Genomic DNA, 19,070 nt, shown 5'->3' with positions numbered 1-19,070 from the left:
CGCGTGGGGCGCGCCGCCAGAGGCCTCTGGCGCCTCGGGCAACCTCCCACCCTTCCAGATCAGGTCCCCTCTCCCCCGGGGAGAGGGTGAGGGGTGAACCGGCCCGCTGGCGCCAGAGGCTCCAAGCCTGTTATCCCGAGGGAAGCGGAGCGGAGCCTGTCCCGAACCAGCGGGAGGGAAGGGATCTACTCGCCGGATACTCCATAGCCTCTGGCGCGCACGGAGTTGGGTGCGACTAGATCCCTCACGTGCGTTCGGGATGACAGGGTCGGGGCTTTGCGCGATCGTAGCAGCAGCCCGACAGGCCGCGCGGTGGCCTCTGGCGAGACGGCAACGCGGTGTTGAGAAGCGCGCCTCTGGCGAGTCGGTCTCGCCAGAGGCGCCGGGATCAGCCGTTCTCCGGCATCGAGAAGAGGTCCTCGACGGAGAGGTACCGCTCGCCGGTGTCGTAGCAGTAGGTCAGCACGCGGGCGCCGGGCTCTAGCTCCGGCAGCTTCTTCGCGACGGCCGCGAGCGAGGCGCCAGAGGAGATGCCGATCAGCAGGCCTTCCTCGCGAGCGGCGCGGCGGGCGTACTCCTTGGCCTCCTCGCCCGAGACCTGGATCGCGCCGTCGAGCGCGTCGGTGTCGAGGTTGGCGGGGAGCCAGCCGGCGCCGATGCCCTGGATGGGGTGCGGGCCCGGCTCGCCGCCCGAGATCACGTTGGACGCCTCGGGCTCGACGGCGAAGACCTGGACGCCGGTCATCTCGCGCTTGAGCACGTGCGCCACGCCCGTGATGTGGCCGCCGGTCCCGACGCCCGTGATAAGAGCGTCGAGGCCATCCGGGAAGTCGGCGACGATCTCTCTCGCGCTGGTCTCTTCGTGGATCGCCGGGTTGGCGGGGTTCTCGAACTGCTGCGGCATCCACGCGCCCTCGGTCTCATCGAGCACCTTCTGCGCGCCCGCGATCGCGCCCTTCATGCCGTCGGCCGCTGGCGTGAGGACGAACTCGGCGCCGTAGGCTGCCATGAGGCGACGGCGCTCGACGGACATGGACTCGGGCATCGCGAGGATCACGCGGTAGCCCTTTACGGCGCCCACCATCGCGAGGCCGACGCCCGTGTTGCCGCTCGTCGGCTCCACGATCGTCCCGCCGGGCTTAAGCGCGCCAGATGCCTCGGCGGCCTCGACCATCGAGAGCGCGATGCGGTCCTTGATGGAGCCGCCGGGGTTGGCCCGCTCCAGCTTGATCCAGACGTTGGCGTCGGGGCCGAAGAGGCGGTTGATCTTGACGTGGGGGGTGTCGCCGATGGTGGCGAGGACATTGTCGAACGGCATGGTCGTGGGGGTTTGTCTACGAAAGAGGGGGCGCGCCTCTGACGCCAGAGGCAGCGCGGAAGTCGGGTCGCCAGAGGCCTCTGGCGGGGCGCGCTAGATGACGTACTCGGGCATGGGCTGCGTGCGGCCGTCCTGCGTGCGGAGCTGCGCTTTGTGCGTCACGACCGAGCCGGGCGGGACCGAGCGCGTCAGCCACACGTTGCCGCCGACTGTGCTGCCCGCGCCGACGACCGTCTCGCCGCCGAGGACGGTCGCGTTGGCGTAGAGCACGACGTCGTCCTCGATCGTGGGGTGGCGCTTGGTCTGCGCAAGGGCCTTCTCGACGAACAGCGCGCCGAGCGTGACGCCCTGAAACACGCGCACGCGGTCGCCCACGATGGCGGTCTCGCCGATCACGACGCCCGTGCCGTGGTCGATGGCGAACGAGTGCCCGATCTGCGCGCCCGGGTGGATGTCGACGCCCGTCTGCCGGTGCGCGACCTCGGCGAGCAGGCGCGGCACGAGCGGCACGCTCTGCCGCCAGAGGCAGTGCGCGAGGCGGTGCACAGCCGTCGCGAAAAAGCCGGGGTACGCCAGCACCACCTCGTCCACGCTCTCGGCCGCCGGGTCGCCAGAGGCCGTGGCCTCGGCGTCCTCGCACAGCCTCTGGCGCAGGCGCGGGAGCTCGGCGAGCGTGGCCGCCGCCAGAGGCCCGGCGCGCTCGGGCACGACGGGCGTCAGGAGGTCGCGCACGAGGTCCTGGAAGCGGAGCGCCTCGGCGCGCACGTCGCCGCCTCTAGCGTAGGCCGGGAAAAGCAGCGCGAGCGCGGCGTCCACGACGGCCTCGGCCTGCTCCACCGACGGCGCGCGCTGGACATGCGCCTCCCGCTGGGCCTGCACATCTGCGGCGAAGGCGTCGAGATCGAAGAGGGCTTGCATAGGTGGCACCCGGGGTGTTCGCCCTTGCAAGCCTGTGGCCCGGTCGCGGTTCTCGCACGGCGCTCCGGTAGCGCTTTCGCCACGCCGTCTTCGCCAGAGGCCTCTGGCGAGACCCTGCCTAGGGCGAACCCCATCGGCGCCTGCGCGTGGCAGCGGCATGGCTTCCAACTCCACCGGCGCCCGGGGCGACCGCAGAGCGGCACGCGCGACGCAGGGCCGGGGCGGGCGCTCCGCCGCCGCCGATCTCACCTTCCGCCAGAGGCTGGGCGCGCTGCGCCACCTGCCGCCGCTCTTCCGCCTCGTGTGGAGCACGAGCCCCGCGCTGTTTGCGGCCAACCTCGCGCTCCGGCTCGTTCGCGCGCTCGTGCCGGTCACGATGCTGTGGGTGGGCAAGCTCGTCGTGGACGAGGTGGTGCGCGTGGCCGGGACAGGGGCGGACCTCGGCGGACTGGGAGCGTGGGCGGATGCCCTTCAGCCTCTGGCGTGGCTGCTCGCCGCTGAACTCGGGCTGGCGGTCCTGAGCGACGTGCTGGGACGCGCGACCGCGCTGTGCGACTCGCTCCTGGGCGACCTGTTCACCAACGAGACCAGCGTGCGCCTCATGCGCCACGCCGCCGCGCTCGACCTCGCGCACTTCGAGGACGCCGACTTCTACGACCACCTCGAACGCGCGCGGCGGCAGACGACCGGGCGGCTGGTGCTCCTCAGCCAGGTGTTCGGCCAGATGCAGGACAGCATCACGGTCATCTCGCTCGGCATCGGCCTCGCGGCGTACGCGCCGGGGCTTCTGGCGCTGCTGGCGCTCGCGCTCCTGCCCGCGTTTCTGGGCGAAGCGCACTTCAACGCGCAGAGCTACAGCCTCGCCTACTCGTGGACGCCTGAGCGGCGCGAACTGGACTACCTCCGCTACATCGGCGCGAGCGACGAGACGGCGAAAGAGGTCAAGGTCTTCGGCCTCAACGACTACCTCGCGACGCGTTACCAGACCCTCGCGGACTCCTACTACCGCGCCAACCGGACCCTCGCGATCCGCCGCGCGAGTTGGGGCGGCCTGCTCTCCGCCGTCGGCAGCCTGGGCTACTACGCCGCCTACGCCGTCATCATCTACCGGACGGCCTCTGGCGCGTTCACCATCGGCGACCTCACGTTCCTGGCGGGCTCGTTCGGGCGGATGCGGGCGCTTCTCGAAGGCATGTTGGCGTCGTTCTCGACCGTCAGCGGGCAGGCGCTCTACCTCGAAGACCTGTTCTCGTTTTTCGAGATCGAACCGCAGGTCGCCTCGTCGCCAGAGGCCGTGCCGGTCCCGGAGCCCATCGCCAGAGGCTTCGTGTTCGAGAACGTCGGCTTCCGCTACCCGGGGAGCGAGCACTGGGCCGTCCGCGGCCTCTCGTTCACGCTCCACGCGGGCGAGGCGCTGGCGCTTGTGGGCGAGAACGGCGCGGGCAAGACGACGCTCGTCAAGCTTCTGGCGCGGCTCTACGACCCCGAGGAGGGCCGCATCCTCTTGGATGGGCGCGATCTGCGCGAGTACGACCTGGACAGCCTGCGCTCGGCCGTCGGCGTCATCTTCCAGGACTTCGTGCGCTACCACCTCACGGCGTCCGAGAACATCGCCGTCGGCCGCATCGCAGAGCGCGAGGACCGGCCGCGCATCGAGACCTCGGCGCAGCGCTCGCTCGCGGACTCCGTCATCGAGAGCCTGCCCGAGGGCTACGAGCAAACGCTGGGCAAGCGGTTCAAGACCGGCGTGGACCTCAGCGGTGGGCAGTGGCAGAAAGTCGCGCTCGGCCGCGCGTACATGCGCGACGCGCAGCTTCTGATTCTCGACGAGCCCACCGCCGCGCTGGACGCCCGCGCCGAGTACGAGGTGTTCGAGCGCTTCAAGGACCTCACCGAGGGCAAGACCGCCGTGCTCATCTCGCACCGCTTCAGCACCGTCCGCATGGCCGATCGCATCCTCGTTCTGGATCAGGGCCGCGTCGAACAGGTCGGCACGCACGAGGAGCTCCTGGCCTCTGGCGGGCGCTACGCGGAGCTGTTCGAACTCCAGGCCCAGGGCTACCGGTAGGAGGAGTCGGCGGCCAATCGCCACTGGCAGAGAACGGCTGGCCCCTGGCGCCAGAGGCCGTGCAGCGCCAGCGGCGCGAAGTCCGTATCGGTGGGTCCGCCCCTTCCCGATCCGATGCGTCACCTCCTCCTTCTGCTCCTCGCCTCTGGCGTTCTCGCCGCCTGCGACGGCTTCGGGCCGTCCGACGCCATCAAGGACCTCGCGGACCCCAGAACAGACCCCGCGCTACTTCTGGACGGGCCGTGGGTCGCCGTCTCCGCCGTCTCGGACGGCGACGCGTTCGAGTTCACCGCATCGGACTTCACCGCGGGGTTTTCCGACGACGGGTACGTGGGCGGCCGCACATCCGCGAACAGCTACGGCGGTGACTACGAGGCCGGCGCCGACGGCTCCTTCGCCGCTGGCGACATCGTCACAACGCTCGTGGGCGAGTCCGCGCGCGCCGAGCGGCTTTCAGGCGTCCTGCTCCGCGAGATCTCTGAAGCCACCACCTTTGAAGTGGACGGCCCGGTCCTCCAGCTTCGCGCGCCAAATGGCGACGGCCTGCGCTTTATCCGCGCCGCCGAGGAATAACCTCTGGCGCGAGAGACGCGGCAGCGTTTGCGGGTGAGCCGTCCGCGCGAGACACCGCCCGAACTCCCGCCAGAGGCCGGAGCCCGCCCCGGACCCGATCCGGGGGCGGTAGTTTGGTGCACATACCTCCCGCACCCATGAAAGCGCTCGCCTCCCTCGCCCTCCTGCTCCTCCTCGCCGCCGCGCCCCTGGCGGGCTGCGACTCTAGCGAAGATGGTGTCGCCGACGCCAACAGCACCGTTACAGTCGCTTACGAAGGGCGCCTGACCAACGGGACGATCTTCGATTCCAGCCCGAACGCGACGTTCTCGCTTCGGCAAGTCATCCCCGGATTCCGCGACGGCATCATTGGGATGGAAGTCGGCGAGAGCAAAACCATCACGGTTGCGCCCGAAGACGGGTACGGTGCGAGCCCGCCTCCCGGCAGCGGCATCCCGCGCAACGCCACGCTCATCTTCGACGTGACCCTGCTCGCCATCCGCTAGCCTCTGGCGCAGCCGTGCCGCCCGCGCCCGGCGTGCCGAGATGCGCAGCATGCGCCAGAGGGCCGCATCCCTCCATCCCTCCCGAGAGGGTGACACCGCGCTGACACCGCCAGAGGCTAGGTTGCGCCGGTTCCCGACCCCGCACCTGTGTACGCCTACATCACCGGCACGCTCGCCGAGAAAAAGCCCACCCACGCCGTCATCGAAGCCGCTGGCGTGGGCTACTTCCTGAACATCCCCGCATCGTCCTACGAGAAGCTGCCGGCCGTGGGCAAAGCGGCGAAGCTGCTGACGACGTACGTGGCCCGCGAGGATGCGCACACGTTGTACGGTTTCGCGAGCGAGGGCGAGCGGCAAACGTTCGAGACGCTCATCGGCGTGAGCGGCGTGGGACCGAAGCTGGCGCTGGCGGCGCTGAGCGCGATGAGCCCGAGCGAGCTCCGCGACGCCGTGATCGCGGACGACGTGGCGATGCTGACGCGCATCCCCGGCGTGGGCAAGCGGAAGGCCGAGAAGATGGTCGTCGACCTCCGCGTCAAGATGGCCGGGCTGGACGGCCTGGAGGCCTCTGGCGCCAGCGGCGACGGTGCCGCCGCCGAGGCGCGCGCCGACGCGCGCGCGGCTCTTGAAGGACTGGGCCTGGCCCGCGCCGAGGCCGAGAAGCGCCTGCGCAAGATCCTGCGCGAGAACCAGGGCCTGCAGTCGGCCGAGGAGATGATCCGCCTCGCGCTCCGCGCCTAAGGCCCAACGTGCCGGAGCCCCCACCGCGAGTCGCCAGAGGCCGCTGGCGTAAGAGGCCGGGTGCCGTACTCTGCGGGAAAGGCCGGCCGCCGCGTCCGTCTTCGGCGTGCTTCCACACAGGGGCGCGCGGCCTAACACTGGCGTAACCGGGGGCCGTCTACTTTGGCGCTCCCTCTCGGCTTCCCCCCTCAATGGCCTCCGCAGACTCCGACTCCCCCACGATTCTCCTCGTCGATGACGAGCCGGACCTCGTCGAACTCCTCCAGTACGCGCTCGAAAACGCCGGCTACCGCGTGCTGACCGCCGGCGATGGCGAGGAAGCGCTCCGCATCGCCGAGGCCGAGCGGCCCGACCTCGCGGTCCTGGACATCATGATGCCCAAGATGGACGGCATCGAGCTCACGCAGCAGCTCCGCGAGAACGCGCAGCTCCGCCTCACGCCCATCCTCATGCTCACGGCCCGCGCCGAGGAGGGCGACGAGATCGCCGGGCTGGACGCGGGCGCGGACGACTACGTGACCAAGCCGGTTTCGCCCAAAAAGCTCGTCACACGCGTCAAGGCCATGCTTCGGCGCGTCGCACGCGAGGACGAGGCCAGCACGCTGCAGCTCCGCGTCCACGACCTGCTGATCGACCGCGAGCGCTACATCGTGGAGCGCCCCGATGCGGACGAGTCGTTCAAGCTGCCGCGCAAGGAGTTCGAGCTGGTGTACTACCTCGCCAGCCACCCCGACCGCGTGTTCACCCGCGCCGAACTCTTGGACGCCGTCTGGGGGCCCGATGTCTACGTCGTGGACCGCACGGTGGACGTGCACGTGCGCAAGATCCGCGAGAAGCTGGGCAGCCAGTACATCGAGACCGTCAAGGGCGTGGGGTACAAGATGGTCGGCCACCTGTAGCGCCTCTGGCGTGCCCCTCGCCTCTGGCGCGGCCAGCGCTTGATTTGGTGAGGGCGCCAGAGGCCCCGTCTCGCCCGTTCGTTTCTTGCGCCTGTGGCCGTTCGTCTCAACCGTCTCGCGCTAAACGCCGCGCTGCCCGTCGCGGGGGCGGTGGCGCTGGCGGCGTGCGCGGGCGCGCTGGCCGCCAGCGGCGGGGCCATCTTCGCCTCGCTCGCCGTAGGGCTGGCGGTAGGGCTGATCGCGGGGGCGGTCTCGTACAGGTCGGTGTATGCGCGCGTGGCGCGGCGGCTGGACCTCGCGCGCGAGGTCCTGCGCGAGGCGCGCAAACGGCGCTTCGACGCACTCACGCAGCTCCCGAGCGGGCGCGACGAGCGCGACGAACTCGACGCCCTGATCCGCCAGGTGTACCGCGCCGGCCGCGCGCTCCAGGCCGAGATCGAGCGGCTGGAAAAGCTGGAGAGCTACCGCCGGGAGTTCCTGGGCGACGTGAGCCACGAGCTTCGCACGCCCATGTTCGCCATCTCCGGCTTCGCCGAAACGCTTTTGGACGGCGCGCTGGACGACGACCGCGTGCGCCAGAGGTTCGTGGAGAAGATCCTCTCCAACGCCAACCGCCTGGAAGCCCTCACGCGCGACCTCGCGCAGATCTCCAAGCTCGAGACTGGCCGCCTCGTGTTGGAAACGGAGTCCTTCGCGCTCCAGCCTCTGGCGATGGAAACGATCGACGCGCTGGAAGTCGTCGCCTCGGACGCCGACGTGAACCTCTCCGTCCGCCTGCCCTCCGCCATCCCGGCCGTGAGCGCCGACCGCGAGCGCATCCGGCAGGTGCTCACCAACCTGGTGGAGAACGCCGTGAAGTACAACGAGAGCGGCGGCCACGTCGAGATCGTCGCCCGCGCGTTGCCCGGCGGCGCGCGCGTCCGCGTCGGCGTCGTGGACGACGGGATCGGGATCCCGCCAGAGGCGCTGCCGCGGCTGACGGAGCGTTTTTTCCGCGTCGACAAGAGCCGGAGCCGCAGCCAGGGCGGAACGGGGCTCGGCCTCGCCATCGTGAAGCACATCCTGGAAGCGCACGGCACATACCTCTCCGTGGACAGCAAGCCCGGCTACGGCTCCACGTTCTCGTTCGAGCTAGACGCCGCGCCAGAAGCAGAATTGGCCTCTGGCGCCGGCGCGGTCGCGCGCGCGGAGGCGGCCTGAGCCTCTGGCGCCAGAGGCCCGGTTCAGCGCCTAGAGCAGCGTCTCGCGCGCGGGCTCGCGGAGGTTGTACCGCGAGGCCATCGACGCGCCATACGCGCCGACCGTGCCGACGGCGATCACGTCGCCCTCGTGCGACTCGGGGAGTTCCACGTCGTGGCCGAAGGCGTCACCGCTCTCGCAGATCATGCCCACTACCTCGTGCGGCCCCGCCGGAGGCGCGTCCAGCCGCGAGAGGTTCACGATGGGGTGCCGCGCGCCGTACATCGCCGGCCGCACGAGCGAGTTCATGCCCGAGTCCAGCCCGATGTACCGCACGCCGGCCTTTTCCTTGGTCTGTGTCACGCGGCACAGGAGCACGCCCGACTCCGCAACGAGGTAGCGGCCGGGCTCGGCCCACAGCTCGAACTCCGGGTGCCTCTGGCGCACGCCGCGCAGCAGCTCGGCCGCGTGCGCGAGGTCGAAGCTCGCCTCGCCAGAGGCCGAAGGGACGGGCAGCCCCCCGCCGATGTCCAGGATGCGAACGTCGGGGAACGAGGCCGTGGCGGCGACAAGCGTTTCGGCGGTGTCCGCCCACGCCTCGGGGTCGTCCACGCCGCTGCCCACGTGCGCGTGCAGGCCCGTGACGCGCGCGCCAGAGGCCGCGACGGCGTCCGCGAGACGGCCGAGATCACCGAGATCGATCCCGAACTTGGAGTGTTTGCCGGCCGTGCGGACGTGGTCGTGGTGGCCGCGCCCCTGGCCCGGGTCCAGGCGCACGAAGATGTCCTGACCGCGGAAGGTGTCGGCCCAGGCCTCTAGCGGGTACAGGTTGTCCACGGTCACGCGAACGCCCTGGCCGAAGGCCCACTCGTATTCCTCGCGCGGTACGAAGTTGGGCGTGAACAGCACGCGATCGCGCGCGAGCCCGGGGAAGAGGCCGAGCACGCGTTCGACCTCGGCGGGGGAGACGCACTCGAAGCCCAGCCCCTCGCGGTAGAACACGTCCAGGATGCCAGGGTGCGCGTTGGCTTTCACGGCGTAGAGCAGCCGGTCCAGCACGCCCGTGGCGTTGAGTTTGCGCGCCTGCTCGCGCAGCGTCGCGCCGCTGTACACGTAGCGGGGCGTGCCCGTGCGGGCGAGGTCCAGGAGGGCGTCGCGCCTCGCGCGCCACCAGTCCGTGGGCGTGTCGATGGCGGTGGCGGAGTCGGTATCGGGGGTGGGCATGGGGACGCGGGAGCCTCTGGCGCCAAAGGCGGCGCGCGCGCAAGCTAGAACGCACCGGGCGGCGGGTGAGCGGTGATTCGCCAGAGGTGAGGCGTGGCCTCTGGCGCAGTGGGGACGGCCCTGACCTCCAGGCAGCTCGGCTGTGACATACGGGTGACACCGCATGTTTGTACTGTGTCTCAAACCCGCCGCATTCCGGCCATGCTGCTTCTCGCTGCGCCCTCCGTCCCCACTCCCTCCCGCCGCGCCGCCGATCGCGTGATCGACCGCGCCGTTGCCGCGCACGACGCGGCGCCGCACGACAGGACCGGCGAAGCCCTCGCCGGCTACCCGCTCCGCTTCGGCGCGCCAGAGGCCTCTGGCGTGAGCCGCCCCGCGCCGGGCGCGGACTGGACGCTCGCGGAGACGCTGGGCGAGATCGAGCGCCGCGGCGTGCGCTTGGCGGTTTCCAGCCGTGGGCTGAAGGTCCGGCACGCCAACCGCCTGCCGGACGTGGCTCGGAACGTGGCGCGCCATGAGACCGCCTGCGCCACGTGGCTCTCGCTGCGGGACGCCGACGTGCCCGCCCCCTTCGACGCACAGGAGTGGGACCCGGCCGTGCGGCTCTATGCCGCGTGGTTCGCGCTCCGCTTCGACGCGCCGCCCACGCCGTTTGTGCTCCGACCCGGAGAGACCTGCGTGGATGTCTCCCTACTCCGGGCCGGCATCGCCGGGCGCCTGGCGGCCGGGCCTCTGGCGGAGTCCGCGGTGCGTCTCCGCGCCGAGCTCTCGTCGTTGTTCGACCGCTACGCGCTCGGTGCGGTCATGACGCCCGTCGTCCTGCGCCAGCGCCGCGCGGCCTGACGGAGGCCTCTGGCGCCGCGCCAGAGGCGCCGCGGAGTCGGGTTCGCCCTGACGGCCGGTCCGTGCGGAGGGCGGTAGTTTGCGCCGTCCCCGCACGTCCCCTCTCCGATGGCTGATCTCACACCTCTCGACCTTTCGACGCTCAGCAACGAGCTTCGCCTCGCGTTCTACGGCGCCCTCTTCTCGATGTCCAACGCCGACCGCGACATGGACGAGGCCGAGGACGACCGCATCTTTGAGTCCCTGGACCTCTCGGACCTCGATAGCGAGTCCCGGACGAAGATCCTCCGCCTCGCGATCGACCCGCCGCCGCTGGAGCGCGGGCTGCTCGCCTTCCGCGGCGAGTCCGAAAGCCTCCGCCGCGCGCTGATGCTGAACCTTATCGACGTGGTCCTCGCCGACGGCATCATCGAGCCCGGCGAGCACGTCGGCCTGCACGAGGCGCGCCAGGTGCTCGGCCTCTCGCGCGATGTCGTCTCCGAACTCCACGACATCGCGCACGACGCGCAGTCTGTCGAGAACCTCTCGCGGCCTATTCAGCCCGCCTGAGCGTGGACCACAGCCCGCGCTTTCTCGCGCTCGTGACGCGCGCTCGTGCGCGCATCGCGGAGACAACGCCAGAGGCCGTCCGCGACCGCCAGGAAGCGGGCGAGCCGTTCACGCTCGTGGACGTGCGCGAGGAGCACGAGTGGCAGGCCGGGCGCATCCTGGGGGCGATTCACCTCGGCAAGGGCGTGATTGAGCGCGACGCGGAAACGGTTCTCCCGGACCTCGGCGCGCCCATCGTCCTGTACTGCGGCGGCGGCTACCGCTCCGCGCTCGCGACGGCCGCGCTCGTGGACATGGGCTACACCGCCGCCGAGTCCATGGACGGCGGCATCCGCGGCTGGCGGGAGGCCGGATTCCCCGAGGACACCGCTAGGCCAGAGGCCTGAGCGCGCCTCTGACGCCAGAGGTCTCCCCTGCCGGTTAGCGGCCGAGCGTCTCCGGAAGGTCCGCGTCGGCCACCGCCAGAGGCAGCGTGAGCGTGAACTGCGCGCCGCCGAGGCGCTCGGATCGGCCTGCTAGGAGCGAGCCGCCGTGGCCCACCGCGATGTCGTAGGAAAGGGAAAGGCCCAGGCCCGTCCCGGAGCCCGGCCCCTTGGTGGTGTAGAACGGCTCGAACACGCGTGGCAGCAGCGCGTCCGGGATGCCCGCCCCGTTGTCCTCCACGCGCACGACGGCCACAGGCCGCCTCTGGCGGTCGGTCTCGCGCCGCGTCGTGATGCGGATCTCGGGCTCGAACTCGGCATCCATGCTCATGCCCTCGCGTTCGCGGACGGCGTGGAGCGCGTTCTGGATCAGGTTGATGAGCAGCCGCGCCACCGCCGAAGGCACGAGCGGCAGCTCGCCGATCTCAGGGTCGTCCTCGCGGTGGATGCGCACATCCGGCGCGCCCTCGGGGCCAAGCGCCTGCGCAACGGCGGCGCTGATAAGCGGGGGCAGCGACGTTTGGGAGCGCTCGCCCTTGACGCCGCGCGCGTGGATAAGCATGGCTTGCACGATCTCGTCGGCGCGCTGGCCGTGCGTGAGGATCGCTGCCGAGTTCTGGCGCAGGTCTTGCAGGATGTGCTCCGTCTCGTCGTGGTCGCCTCTGGCGAGGGCTTCGGTCGCCTCGGCCACCAGCTCGGTGGAGAGCTGCGCGAAGTTGTTCACGAAGTTGAGCGGGTTCTTGATCTCGTGCGCCACGCCGGCCGTGAGCCGGCCCATGCTCGCGAGCTTCTCCTGCTGCACGAGCTGCCCTTGCATCGCTTGCACGCGCGCGAGCGCGGCCTCGCGAGAGGCCAGCGCGGTGGACAGGGACTCGTTGCTCTCGCGCAAGAGCGCCGCGTCCTTCTCGCGGCGGCTGAGGTTGGACCGGATGGCCGCGCCCATCAACACGAGCGCCAGCGCCAGCGCGCCGTTGGTTGCCAGGAGCGAGAGCCACGCCCGGCGGCGCGCGCGCTCGACGCCCGCGGCGTAGTACGCCCGGACGCGCCTCGCCTCCTCCTGCATCGTGCCGATCTGCTCGCGCAGGCTCTCCATGGTCCGCTCGCCGGCACCGCTCCGCACGACGCCCAGCGCGGCCGCCTGCCCCTGCTCGTCGTACAGCCGGATCGTCTGGTCCAGCTCCGTCATCTTGGCATCGATCGTCTGCTTGAGGCGCGGCAGGCGGTCGACCTGGAGCTCGTTCCAGCTCACCAGGTCGGTGAGCCGCGCAAACAGCGACTCCAGGCGGGCCTCAGCCGTCCCGTATGGCTCCAGGTACGACCGGTCGCCGGTGAGGAGGTAGCCCCGCTGCCCCGTCTCCGCGTCTAGAAGCGTTTGCAGCAAGCGCGTAAGCGTGCGTTGCACCTCGGCGGGCCGGGTCGCGTTGTCGAACCCGTTGGAGAGCGTCCGCACGCTCTGCACCATTACCGCCGCGTTGGCGATCAGGACGAGCACGAAGATGGCTGCGGCGAGGCGAGTCGCGAGGGAGCGGTCGGGAGTCGGAAGGGTCAATCGTGTCAGGCGGGAAGGGTGCGCGGCCTGCAGCGATCCACGTGCCAGATTCGCCCGCGCGGCGCGTCTCCGCCTTGCGCGCAGCACTTTCGTGCGCCAGAGGCCCTGACGGCCCTGCGTTCAGCCTCTGGCGAGACATCGGGCGCGTGCCGGAGGTTGAGAGGCCCGCCGTTTTGTCCTGTGCACGCGTCGCCCCAGGCGTCAGCCGTGCACGCCCAGCCGCGCCAGGCCTCTGGCGAGAAGGCCTGCGAGAAACGCCGGATACGGCTCGCCGACGAGCTCGGCCAGGATCGCGAACGTGCCATCGGGCGCGAACGTCGGCAGCGGGTTGATCTCGATAAACCAGACGCCGCCCGCGGCGTCCACGCGGAAGTCCGAGCGCGAGAAGTCCGCGCACTCCAGGGCGCGGTGCGCCGCGAGGGCGTCGCGCTGGAGGTCCGCCTCCAACTCCGGCGTGAGCACGCCCGCCACGTCGTACGCCAGCGGCGCGGCGCCAGAGGCCTCTGGCGCCGTTTCCAGCGCGTGGAGCCCGATGCCGGTCGTCCGCTCGGTCGCGCGTTGCAGAACGGGCAGCGCCTCCGCCTCGGCGCCCGTGCCGATCACGCCGACCGTGAACTCGGCGCCCTCCACAAAGCGCTCCACGATGAGGTCTTGGCCGTACAACCGCCTCTGGCGCGCGACCTCGCGGCCCAGCGCACCGGACGTCTCGCAGCGCGAGGACGGCGCGATGCCTTTGGCGGTCCCCTCGTAGCGGGGCTTGACGAAAACGGGGAACGGGAGCTCTGCCAGGTCTACCTCAGCCGGCCCCGCAGCCGGCACGACTATCCAGTCTGGTGTGCGAACGCCCTCCCCCCGAACGACCGTTTTGGTCAGCGCCTTGTCCAGCGAGACCGAGAGCGCGAGGGCGTCCGAGCCCAGGCACGGCACGCCCGCCAGCTCGAGCAAGACCGGCGCGTGCGCCTCGCGGTTGCGGCTCCCGTAGCTCTCCGCGATGTTCACCGCCGCGTCCAGCGCCAGAGGCCCGCGCTGCATCGCCGCAAGCAGCGCGCGCGCGTTGCCGATCCGGACGGGCCTGTGGCCCAACTCCCGCACCGCTCCCTCCAGCGCCGCGATGGTCTCCTCGGGCTCGTACTCCGCGTCCCAGTCCGGCGGCGCGCCAGGCGGCGCCTCGGCGTCACCGAAGCGGTCGTAGACGAGTCCGATGCGGAGGCTCACGGCGCGTGGAGGTCAGGCATCGGGCCTCTGGCGCTAGAGGCCCGGCGGGCTTAGATGCCGCCGCAATCGCCGAAACCGGGAAAGCGGAACGGGGTCCGCGCGATCTCATCAAACGTGGGCGTCCACGTTACGCGCACCTCGTAGGCGGAGCCGATAAAGCCGAACCCGTTGGTCACGTTGCTCAGCGTGCCCGGCTCCACCAGCAGTTCGGGGTCGAAGACGCCGCCCGGGGGGCGCCAGTCTTCGCTCGCCACCTCCACGATCAGCGTGACCTTGCGCAGGGCCAGAGGGTCCTCGTACTCGTTCAGGCGGGCGTAGCGCCCGATCACCTCGGCCGCCTCCTGCCGGAGCTGGAGCCGCGTCTGCCACCCGAACTCCACGGGCCGCGCCGAGCCCGACCGGAGCCCCACTTCGATGAAGTCGGCGCTGCAGGACTGCGTCTCCACCTCGTACTCCGCGCGCACACGGTTCAAGCGCGGTGCGTCGATCCAGAGGTGGGGATACGTCACCCCGCCGACGATGTCGGGCGTCTGCCGGATCGGCTCGATCAGTTCGGGCACGGCCACCAGCGCCGAGGTCTCGGTCCCGTCCTCGCCTCTCACCCTGAACACGTGCTCGCTGCCGTAGGCCGGGCGGAAGTCGGACACGTACACGTGCCCCACGGCGCCGTTGGAGAACGTGACCACGCTGTCGCGCCAGGTCTTTTCCTCGCCAGAGGCGATATCCACCGATGTCACGGTGACGGGGAGCGGGTCGGCGCTTCCCACGCTGATCGTGTCGCTGATGGGGATGACGCGGACGGCCTGCATGTCGGCCGTCGGGTCAAAGGCTCCCCACAGCGTGTAGTACGCCCGAAGCTCTGGCGGGGCCGCGATCTCTTCCGTGCAACCGGACGCGAGGACGAGCAGGCCGAAGAAAACGGGCAGGAGGCGAAGGGAGAACCGCATCAGTTGGTAGCCACTTTGATTCCGAACGTCGGGACGATGGGAAGCTGGTCCACGCGCTGGAGCGTGAAGATGTCGAACGCGAAGAGGTTGCGACGGTCGTAGGCGTTGAGCAGGCCGGCCTGCGCCGTGACCGTCCCCCACCCTAGCGTGAACTCGCGGTCCACCGACACGTCGAAGCGGTGATAGGTGGGGAGCAGAGCGTTAAAGGGCCGCTCGTAGATGACGCGCGCCTGCCCTGCCTCCTCGAACACCTCAGGGACGCCCTCGGGAAGGATGAAGGTGTCGAAGCCCAGCGCGCGGCTAAACGGCAGCCCGCTGCCAAACTGCCACCGAACCGACGTGTTGAACCCCATGATGGGCGCGCTCGCCACGAACGCAACCTGGTGCCGGCGGTCGTGCGGCGGGCGGAAGCGGAGCGTCTCGCTCCCGTACCAGAGCTCGTTGCGGGAACTCTTGGCGGCGTACTCCACGAAGGAGAGGCCGTAGTTGAGCGAGAGCATCGCCTTGCCCGGCCGCACCTCGGCGCGGAGGTCCATGCCATAGGCTTCGCCATCGGCGCTCTGGAGCCGCGTGGTCAGGCGCGGGACTGCGGTCCACTCGGCTACGGAGAGGTTGCGGAGGCGCTTATAGAAGCCTTCCACCGATACGTCTGCCCACTTGACGGGCCGCAAGCGGTACCCCCCCACGAGGTGATCCGCTTCGGGGATCTCCTGCCGCGGCGCTACGGCGTACGCCGTGAACACGCTTGTCGCATCCCGGCGGTCGCTCACGCCGACGATCGGCTGGTGGTAGCGGCCCATCGCGAGGCTGAGCCGGTGCGGGCCGCCTTCGTACGACGCGCGCAGGCGGGGCTCCACGAGCTCCCAGGAAACCGTCCAGCGCAGGCCCGGGGACACCTTCAGGTTGCCGAGGTAGATCTCAGGCTGGATGTACAAGCCGGCCTCTAGCGTCGCGCGGTTGTCGGTCTCCACGTTCTGGAACAGCCCGCCGAGTTGGGAGCCCACGAACGTGTGGCGCAAGAAGCCACCGTACCGGATGTCCGCGTTGGGCACGATGTTGACGAGGTCGAACTCGGACGTGAAGCGTTCCAGCGACACCGTGCGCTCGGTCCGCGCAAGGCCGTCCAGAAGCTCCCGCTGCTGGTCGCTCGATCCCAGCTTGGAGTCGAGGTCGGAATACGAGAGGTTGATCTCGGCACGGAACGAGGACTCCGAAGGGAGCAAGAGGTAGCGGAAGCCGAGCGCCTGGTTCTGGTAGCTCACCTGGTCCGAGCGGCGCCCATCTGGGCGCCCGATGCCGCCTTGGTCCGTGGTGTACAGCCCCGTCACGGAAAAGCGGCTCGTGGGGGACTGGGCGTAGTACAGCTTGGCAAAAGCGTCGCCGAACTGGAAAGGCAGGTCCTCCTCGATGTACGAGGCCGCGATCTCCTTCACGGTCGAGATACGGGCCGAGGCGAGGAGGGAGACCTTGTCCTTGATGATTGGCCCTTCGGCGCTAGCCGCTGCCACGAACGGCGCGATGCTGCCGCTGGCGTTGATCCCGCGGAGGTTTCCGGTCCGCGCCGTCACGTCGAGCACGGACGAGAGCTGGCCGCCGTGGCGGCTGTCGAACCCGCCCGCGTAGATGTCCGCGTTTTGCACGAGGTCCGCCGGGAAGGCGGAGTAGAACCCGAGCACGTGGAAGGGCTGAAAGATGGGGATCCCGTCCAAGAACACCTGGTTCTGGCTGGGCTCACCGCCTCGGATGAAGAGCTGCCCGCCGCGGTCGCCAGAGGACACGATGCCGGGAAGCGAGACGAGGTAGTTGACGAGGTCCCCCGAGATATCGGGAGCCGGGACGGAGCGGATGTCCTCGACGCGGATGCGCTGGAGGCCTGCGTCCACGTTGGCCGAGCCCGTCGTGCGCTCGCTCTCCACGGTGGCCTGCCCCAGCGATTCCGAGAGCGGCACCATCTGGAAGTCGATCTGGCGCGTGCCGTTTTCCAGCCTCAGCGTGTCCGTGATGGTTTCGTAGCCGACAGACGAGACCTGCAACGAGTACGTCCCCGGCGCCAGGCCAACCACGACGTACAGGCCGTCGATGTCCGTCGCCGCACCGACAAACGCGCCGTCCTCGCCGGACGCCGAGAGCGCCACGTTGACGCCGATAAGCGGTTGCCCGTCGGACGCGTCGCTGATAAACCCGCGGAGCGAGGCCTGGCCACTGGCGCCAGAGGCCACACCGAAGCAGAAGAAGGCGAATAGAAGCAGTCGGCGCATGCGCGGACGGGGCCGGTAAGAGGGAGCGCTGAAGCTAGCCGCGGCGGCGGGCCTGCGAGGTGGGTGAATCGCACTGCCCCTCCAACGTGCGGCCTCTGGCGTGATAGCTTTGCCGGATCCCTGTCACCGCGTATCTGTGCCCCGCCTCTCCTTGCTACGACGTTTGTTTCTCGCCACATGCCTGGTCGCCGTCGCCAGCGGCTGCGACGGCCTGCCCACGGAGGAAGAGATCACGGGCAACGTGGTGGAGCAGCTTGAGCGCCGCCGCGGCTTCGAAGACCTCTCGGACGCCATCGCATCGGCGGGGCTGGAGGGCCTGCTTACCTCCGGCACGTACACGATCCTCGCGCCGACCGACATCGCGTTCGAGTACGCCGGCGACGACTTCTTGAGGTCCATCACCGATTCCCGGAATCGGGACATGCTGGCACGTGTGCTGCGGCACCACGTCATCGCGGGACGCGTGGCGCCAGAGGACTTCGTGGACGGGGCCACGCTGCGGACCATCGACGGGCGCACGCTCACGGTGCAGCGGTCCGGCCCGTTCGTCCGCGTCGATGGGGTCGCGGTCGACATCGCAGAAGGGATCGACGCCGAGGGAAGCCTGGCGTACCCCACCGGGGACGTGCTGCTCGGCGCGCTCCGGTTGCGCGAGAGGCTGACGCTTTCCCCCTCGGTCTCCCGCTTTCTCAGCCTCACGCCGCAGGTGAACCTGCTGGACCGGGCGGAGGCGTTGGAAAGCGCCACGCTCCTGGTACCGCTCGATGACGCGATCGCCGCTCTCGGAGGCATCGGCAACAGCTTGTTCGGGCTTTCCAGCACCACCGACGTGCGGGCCCGGGTCCTCGAGTTCCACCTCGTGCCCGGGGTTTCGCCTCTGGCGCCGGGCCAGAGCCTGACGAGCATTGAGGGCGCGAGCCTGCCGATCGAGGTGGACGCCGATGGCGTCCGCACCATCGCCGGCGCGCGCGTGCTGCGCGAGGAGATCCTCGCGGACGGGCGGCTGCTGGTGATGGGCAACGTGGTCCTGGAGCCGCTCACGCTGGCCCAGCAGATGCGTATCGACCCCACCCTTCTCCAGTACACACAGGAGCTCCGGGCAAAGCTGCCCGAGGTTTGGGCCCGGTTGCAGGACGAAGACGTGGAGGTCACGGTCTTCGCGCCAACGGCCGCGGGGTATCAGTCCCGTGGCGCGGCTCTGAACAATGCCCTCTCGGACCCCCTCAACGCCGCGCTCAACAACGACCTGCTGCGCATTCATGTCGTGGAAGGCTCCTACCCCCCAGGGTCTCTTTCGGAGGGGACCGTCCTGACAGGGTTTGACGGCTCCGCGTTCACGATCGGGACCGACGTGGGAGCCATCACACTAGATGGGAAAAGGGTTGCAGGTGGGAGCAAGGCCGCCAACGGGTACCTGTACACGCTCGGCTCGTTTATCCTCCCCCGCGCCGACTTGTACGACTCGATGCTCCTACAGGGGTTTACCCGCCACTTCCAGGCTGTCCGGCAGGCCGGCCTGGAGTCCACGTTCAGGGCGCCAGGGGCCACGGTATTCCTCGCATCGGACTCGCTCTTTGCGCAGGGTCCCTCGCGCTTGATCTCGGACCCGGGCCCCTTCGTGCGCTACAACGCGACCACCGCCTCCATCCCCTCTCTCGCGCAGACGCCCTCGTTCACCTCTCTGGACGGCGCCAGCCGTGCGATCCGCGAAGTGCCGTGCCCGACCGGGGATGAGATCGACCGGGAGTGCTCCCCGTACCAGCTTCTCGATGGCACCCAGGTGTACCAGGGGCGCGCCTCAACCGATGGAACAGGGACGTACCACGTCCTCCGCACGCTGAGCCTGCCCCCCGGCTTCTAGCCGCCAGAGGCCTCTGGCGGG

Annotated in this window: 17 protein-coding genes; 10 read left to right on the top strand and 7 right to left on the bottom strand. The window is 70.0% G+C overall.

Features of this window, described 5'->3' with window-relative positions; translation table 11 throughout:
- Positions 1–388: 388 nt before the first annotated feature.
- Positions 389–1,318, bottom strand: a complete 930-nt coding sequence (gene cysK, locus BSZ36_RS16795) for a cysteine synthase A (RefSeq protein ID WP_094551053.1) — start codon at positions 1,316–1,318, stop codon at positions 389–391.
- Positions 1,319–1,411: 93 nt separating this feature from the next.
- Complete coding sequence (gene epsC, locus BSZ36_RS16790) at positions 1,412–2,236, bottom strand: serine O-acetyltransferase EpsC (RefSeq protein ID WP_094551050.1); 825 nt, start codon at positions 2,234–2,236, stop codon at positions 1,412–1,414.
- 157 nt (positions 2,237–2,393) lie between these two features.
- On the opposite strand from epsC, the gene BSZ36_RS16785 reads away from it, so the two are divergent.
- From BSZ36_RS16785 to BSZ36_RS16760, 6 genes are all read left to right on the top strand, one after another.
- A complete protein-coding gene (locus BSZ36_RS16785) occupies positions 2,394–4,304 on the top strand; it encodes an ABC transporter ATP-binding protein (protein WP_094551048.1) in 1,911 nt (636 codons plus the stop codon).
- Positions 4,305–4,418: 114 nt separating this feature from the next.
- Positions 4,419–4,877, top strand: a complete 459-nt coding sequence (locus tag BSZ36_RS16780; RefSeq protein ID WP_094551046.1) for an META domain-containing protein — start codon at positions 4,419–4,421, stop codon at positions 4,875–4,877.
- A 137-nt stretch (positions 4,878–5,014) separates the two neighbouring features.
- Positions 5,015–5,362, top strand: a complete 348-nt coding sequence (locus tag BSZ36_RS16775; RefSeq protein WP_094551043.1) for an FKBP-type peptidyl-prolyl cis-trans isomerase — start codon at positions 5,015–5,017, stop codon at positions 5,360–5,362.
- Positions 5,363–5,509: 147 nt separating this feature from the next.
- Entirely contained in the window at positions 5,510–6,103 is a 594-nt protein-coding gene (ruvA, locus tag BSZ36_RS16770; protein ID WP_094551041.1) for a Holliday junction branch migration protein RuvA, read from the top strand.
- Positions 6,104–6,294: 191 nt separating this feature from the next.
- Complete coding sequence (locus BSZ36_RS16765; RefSeq protein ID WP_094551039.1) at positions 6,295–7,002, top strand: response regulator transcription factor; 708 nt, start codon at positions 6,295–6,297, stop codon at positions 7,000–7,002.
- Between the two features lie 93 nt (positions 7,003–7,095).
- The gene (locus BSZ36_RS16760; RefSeq protein WP_218827720.1) at positions 7,096–8,202 is read left to right on the top strand and encodes a sensor histidine kinase; all 1,107 of its coding nucleotides are present in this window, start codon (positions 7,096–7,098) and stop codon (positions 8,200–8,202) included.
- A 30-nt stretch (positions 8,203–8,232) separates the two neighbouring features.
- On the opposite strand, the gene lysA is transcribed toward BSZ36_RS16760, so the two are convergent.
- The gene (gene lysA, locus BSZ36_RS16755; protein ID WP_179271243.1) at positions 8,233–9,405 is read right to left on the bottom strand and encodes a diaminopimelate decarboxylase; all 1,173 of its coding nucleotides are present in this window, start codon (positions 9,403–9,405) and stop codon (positions 8,233–8,235) included.
- Positions 9,406–9,606: 201 nt separating this feature from the next.
- On the opposite strand from lysA, the gene BSZ36_RS19555 reads away from it, so the two are divergent.
- The 3 genes from BSZ36_RS19555 (at position 9,607) to BSZ36_RS16740 (ending at position 11,183) form a co-directional block, all read left to right on the top strand.
- Positions 9,607–10,248: a hypothetical protein gene (locus BSZ36_RS19555; RefSeq protein ID WP_179271242.1), complete on the top strand. Its 642-nt coding sequence runs from the start codon at positions 9,607–9,609 to the stop codon at positions 10,246–10,248.
- Positions 10,249–10,356: 108 nt separating this feature from the next.
- A complete protein-coding gene (locus tag BSZ36_RS16745; RefSeq protein WP_094551033.1) occupies positions 10,357–10,797 on the top strand; it encodes a TerB family tellurite resistance protein in 441 nt (146 codons plus the stop codon).
- 2 nt (positions 10,798–10,799) lie between these two features.
- A complete protein-coding gene (locus BSZ36_RS16740) occupies positions 10,800–11,183 on the top strand; it encodes a rhodanese-like domain-containing protein (protein WP_094551031.1) in 384 nt (127 codons plus the stop codon).
- 34 nt (positions 11,184–11,217) lie between these two features.
- Here BSZ36_RS16740 and BSZ36_RS16735 read toward each other — a convergent pair whose 3' ends face one another.
- The 4 genes from BSZ36_RS16735 to BSZ36_RS16720 form a co-directional block, all read right to left on the bottom strand.
- Positions 11,218–12,768 carry a CHASE3 domain-containing protein gene (locus BSZ36_RS16735; RefSeq protein WP_094551029.1) on the bottom strand — a complete coding sequence of 517 codons (1,551 nt, stop codon included), beginning with the start codon at positions 12,766–12,768 and terminating at the stop codon, positions 11,218–11,220.
- A 201-nt stretch (positions 12,769–12,969) separates the two neighbouring features.
- Complete coding sequence (locus BSZ36_RS16730; protein WP_094551027.1) at positions 12,970–13,983, bottom strand: D-alanine--D-alanine ligase family protein; 1,014 nt, start codon at positions 13,981–13,983, stop codon at positions 12,970–12,972.
- A gap of 50 nt (positions 13,984–14,033) precedes the next feature.
- Positions 14,034–14,930, bottom strand: a complete 897-nt coding sequence (locus tag BSZ36_RS16725) for a hypothetical protein (RefSeq protein WP_094551025.1) — start codon at positions 14,928–14,930, stop codon at positions 14,034–14,036.
- The gene (locus BSZ36_RS16720; protein WP_094551023.1) at positions 14,930–17,188 is read right to left on the bottom strand and encodes a TonB-dependent receptor; all 2,259 of its coding nucleotides are present in this window, start codon (positions 17,186–17,188) and stop codon (positions 14,930–14,932) included. Before BSZ36_RS16720 ends, BSZ36_RS16725 begins: the two co-directional genes overlap by 1 nt.
- 136 nt (positions 17,189–17,324) lie before the next feature.
- On the opposite strand from BSZ36_RS16720, the gene BSZ36_RS16715 reads away from it, so the two are divergent.
- The gene (locus BSZ36_RS16715) at positions 17,325–19,049 is read left to right on the top strand and encodes a fasciclin domain-containing protein (RefSeq protein WP_143536944.1); all 1,725 of its coding nucleotides are present in this window, start codon (positions 17,325–17,327) and stop codon (positions 19,047–19,049) included.
- Positions 19,050–19,070 lie beyond the last annotated feature (21 nt).

Origin of the sequence: Rubricoccus marinus (genome assembly GCF_002257665.1) — a bacterium.
Lineage (GTDB): Bacteria > Bacteroidota > Rhodothermia > Rhodothermales > Rubricoccaceae > Rubricoccus > Rubricoccus marinus.
Note: the sequence above shows the minus strand (reverse complement) of the source record. Positions and strands in the feature narration are given on the sequence as shown.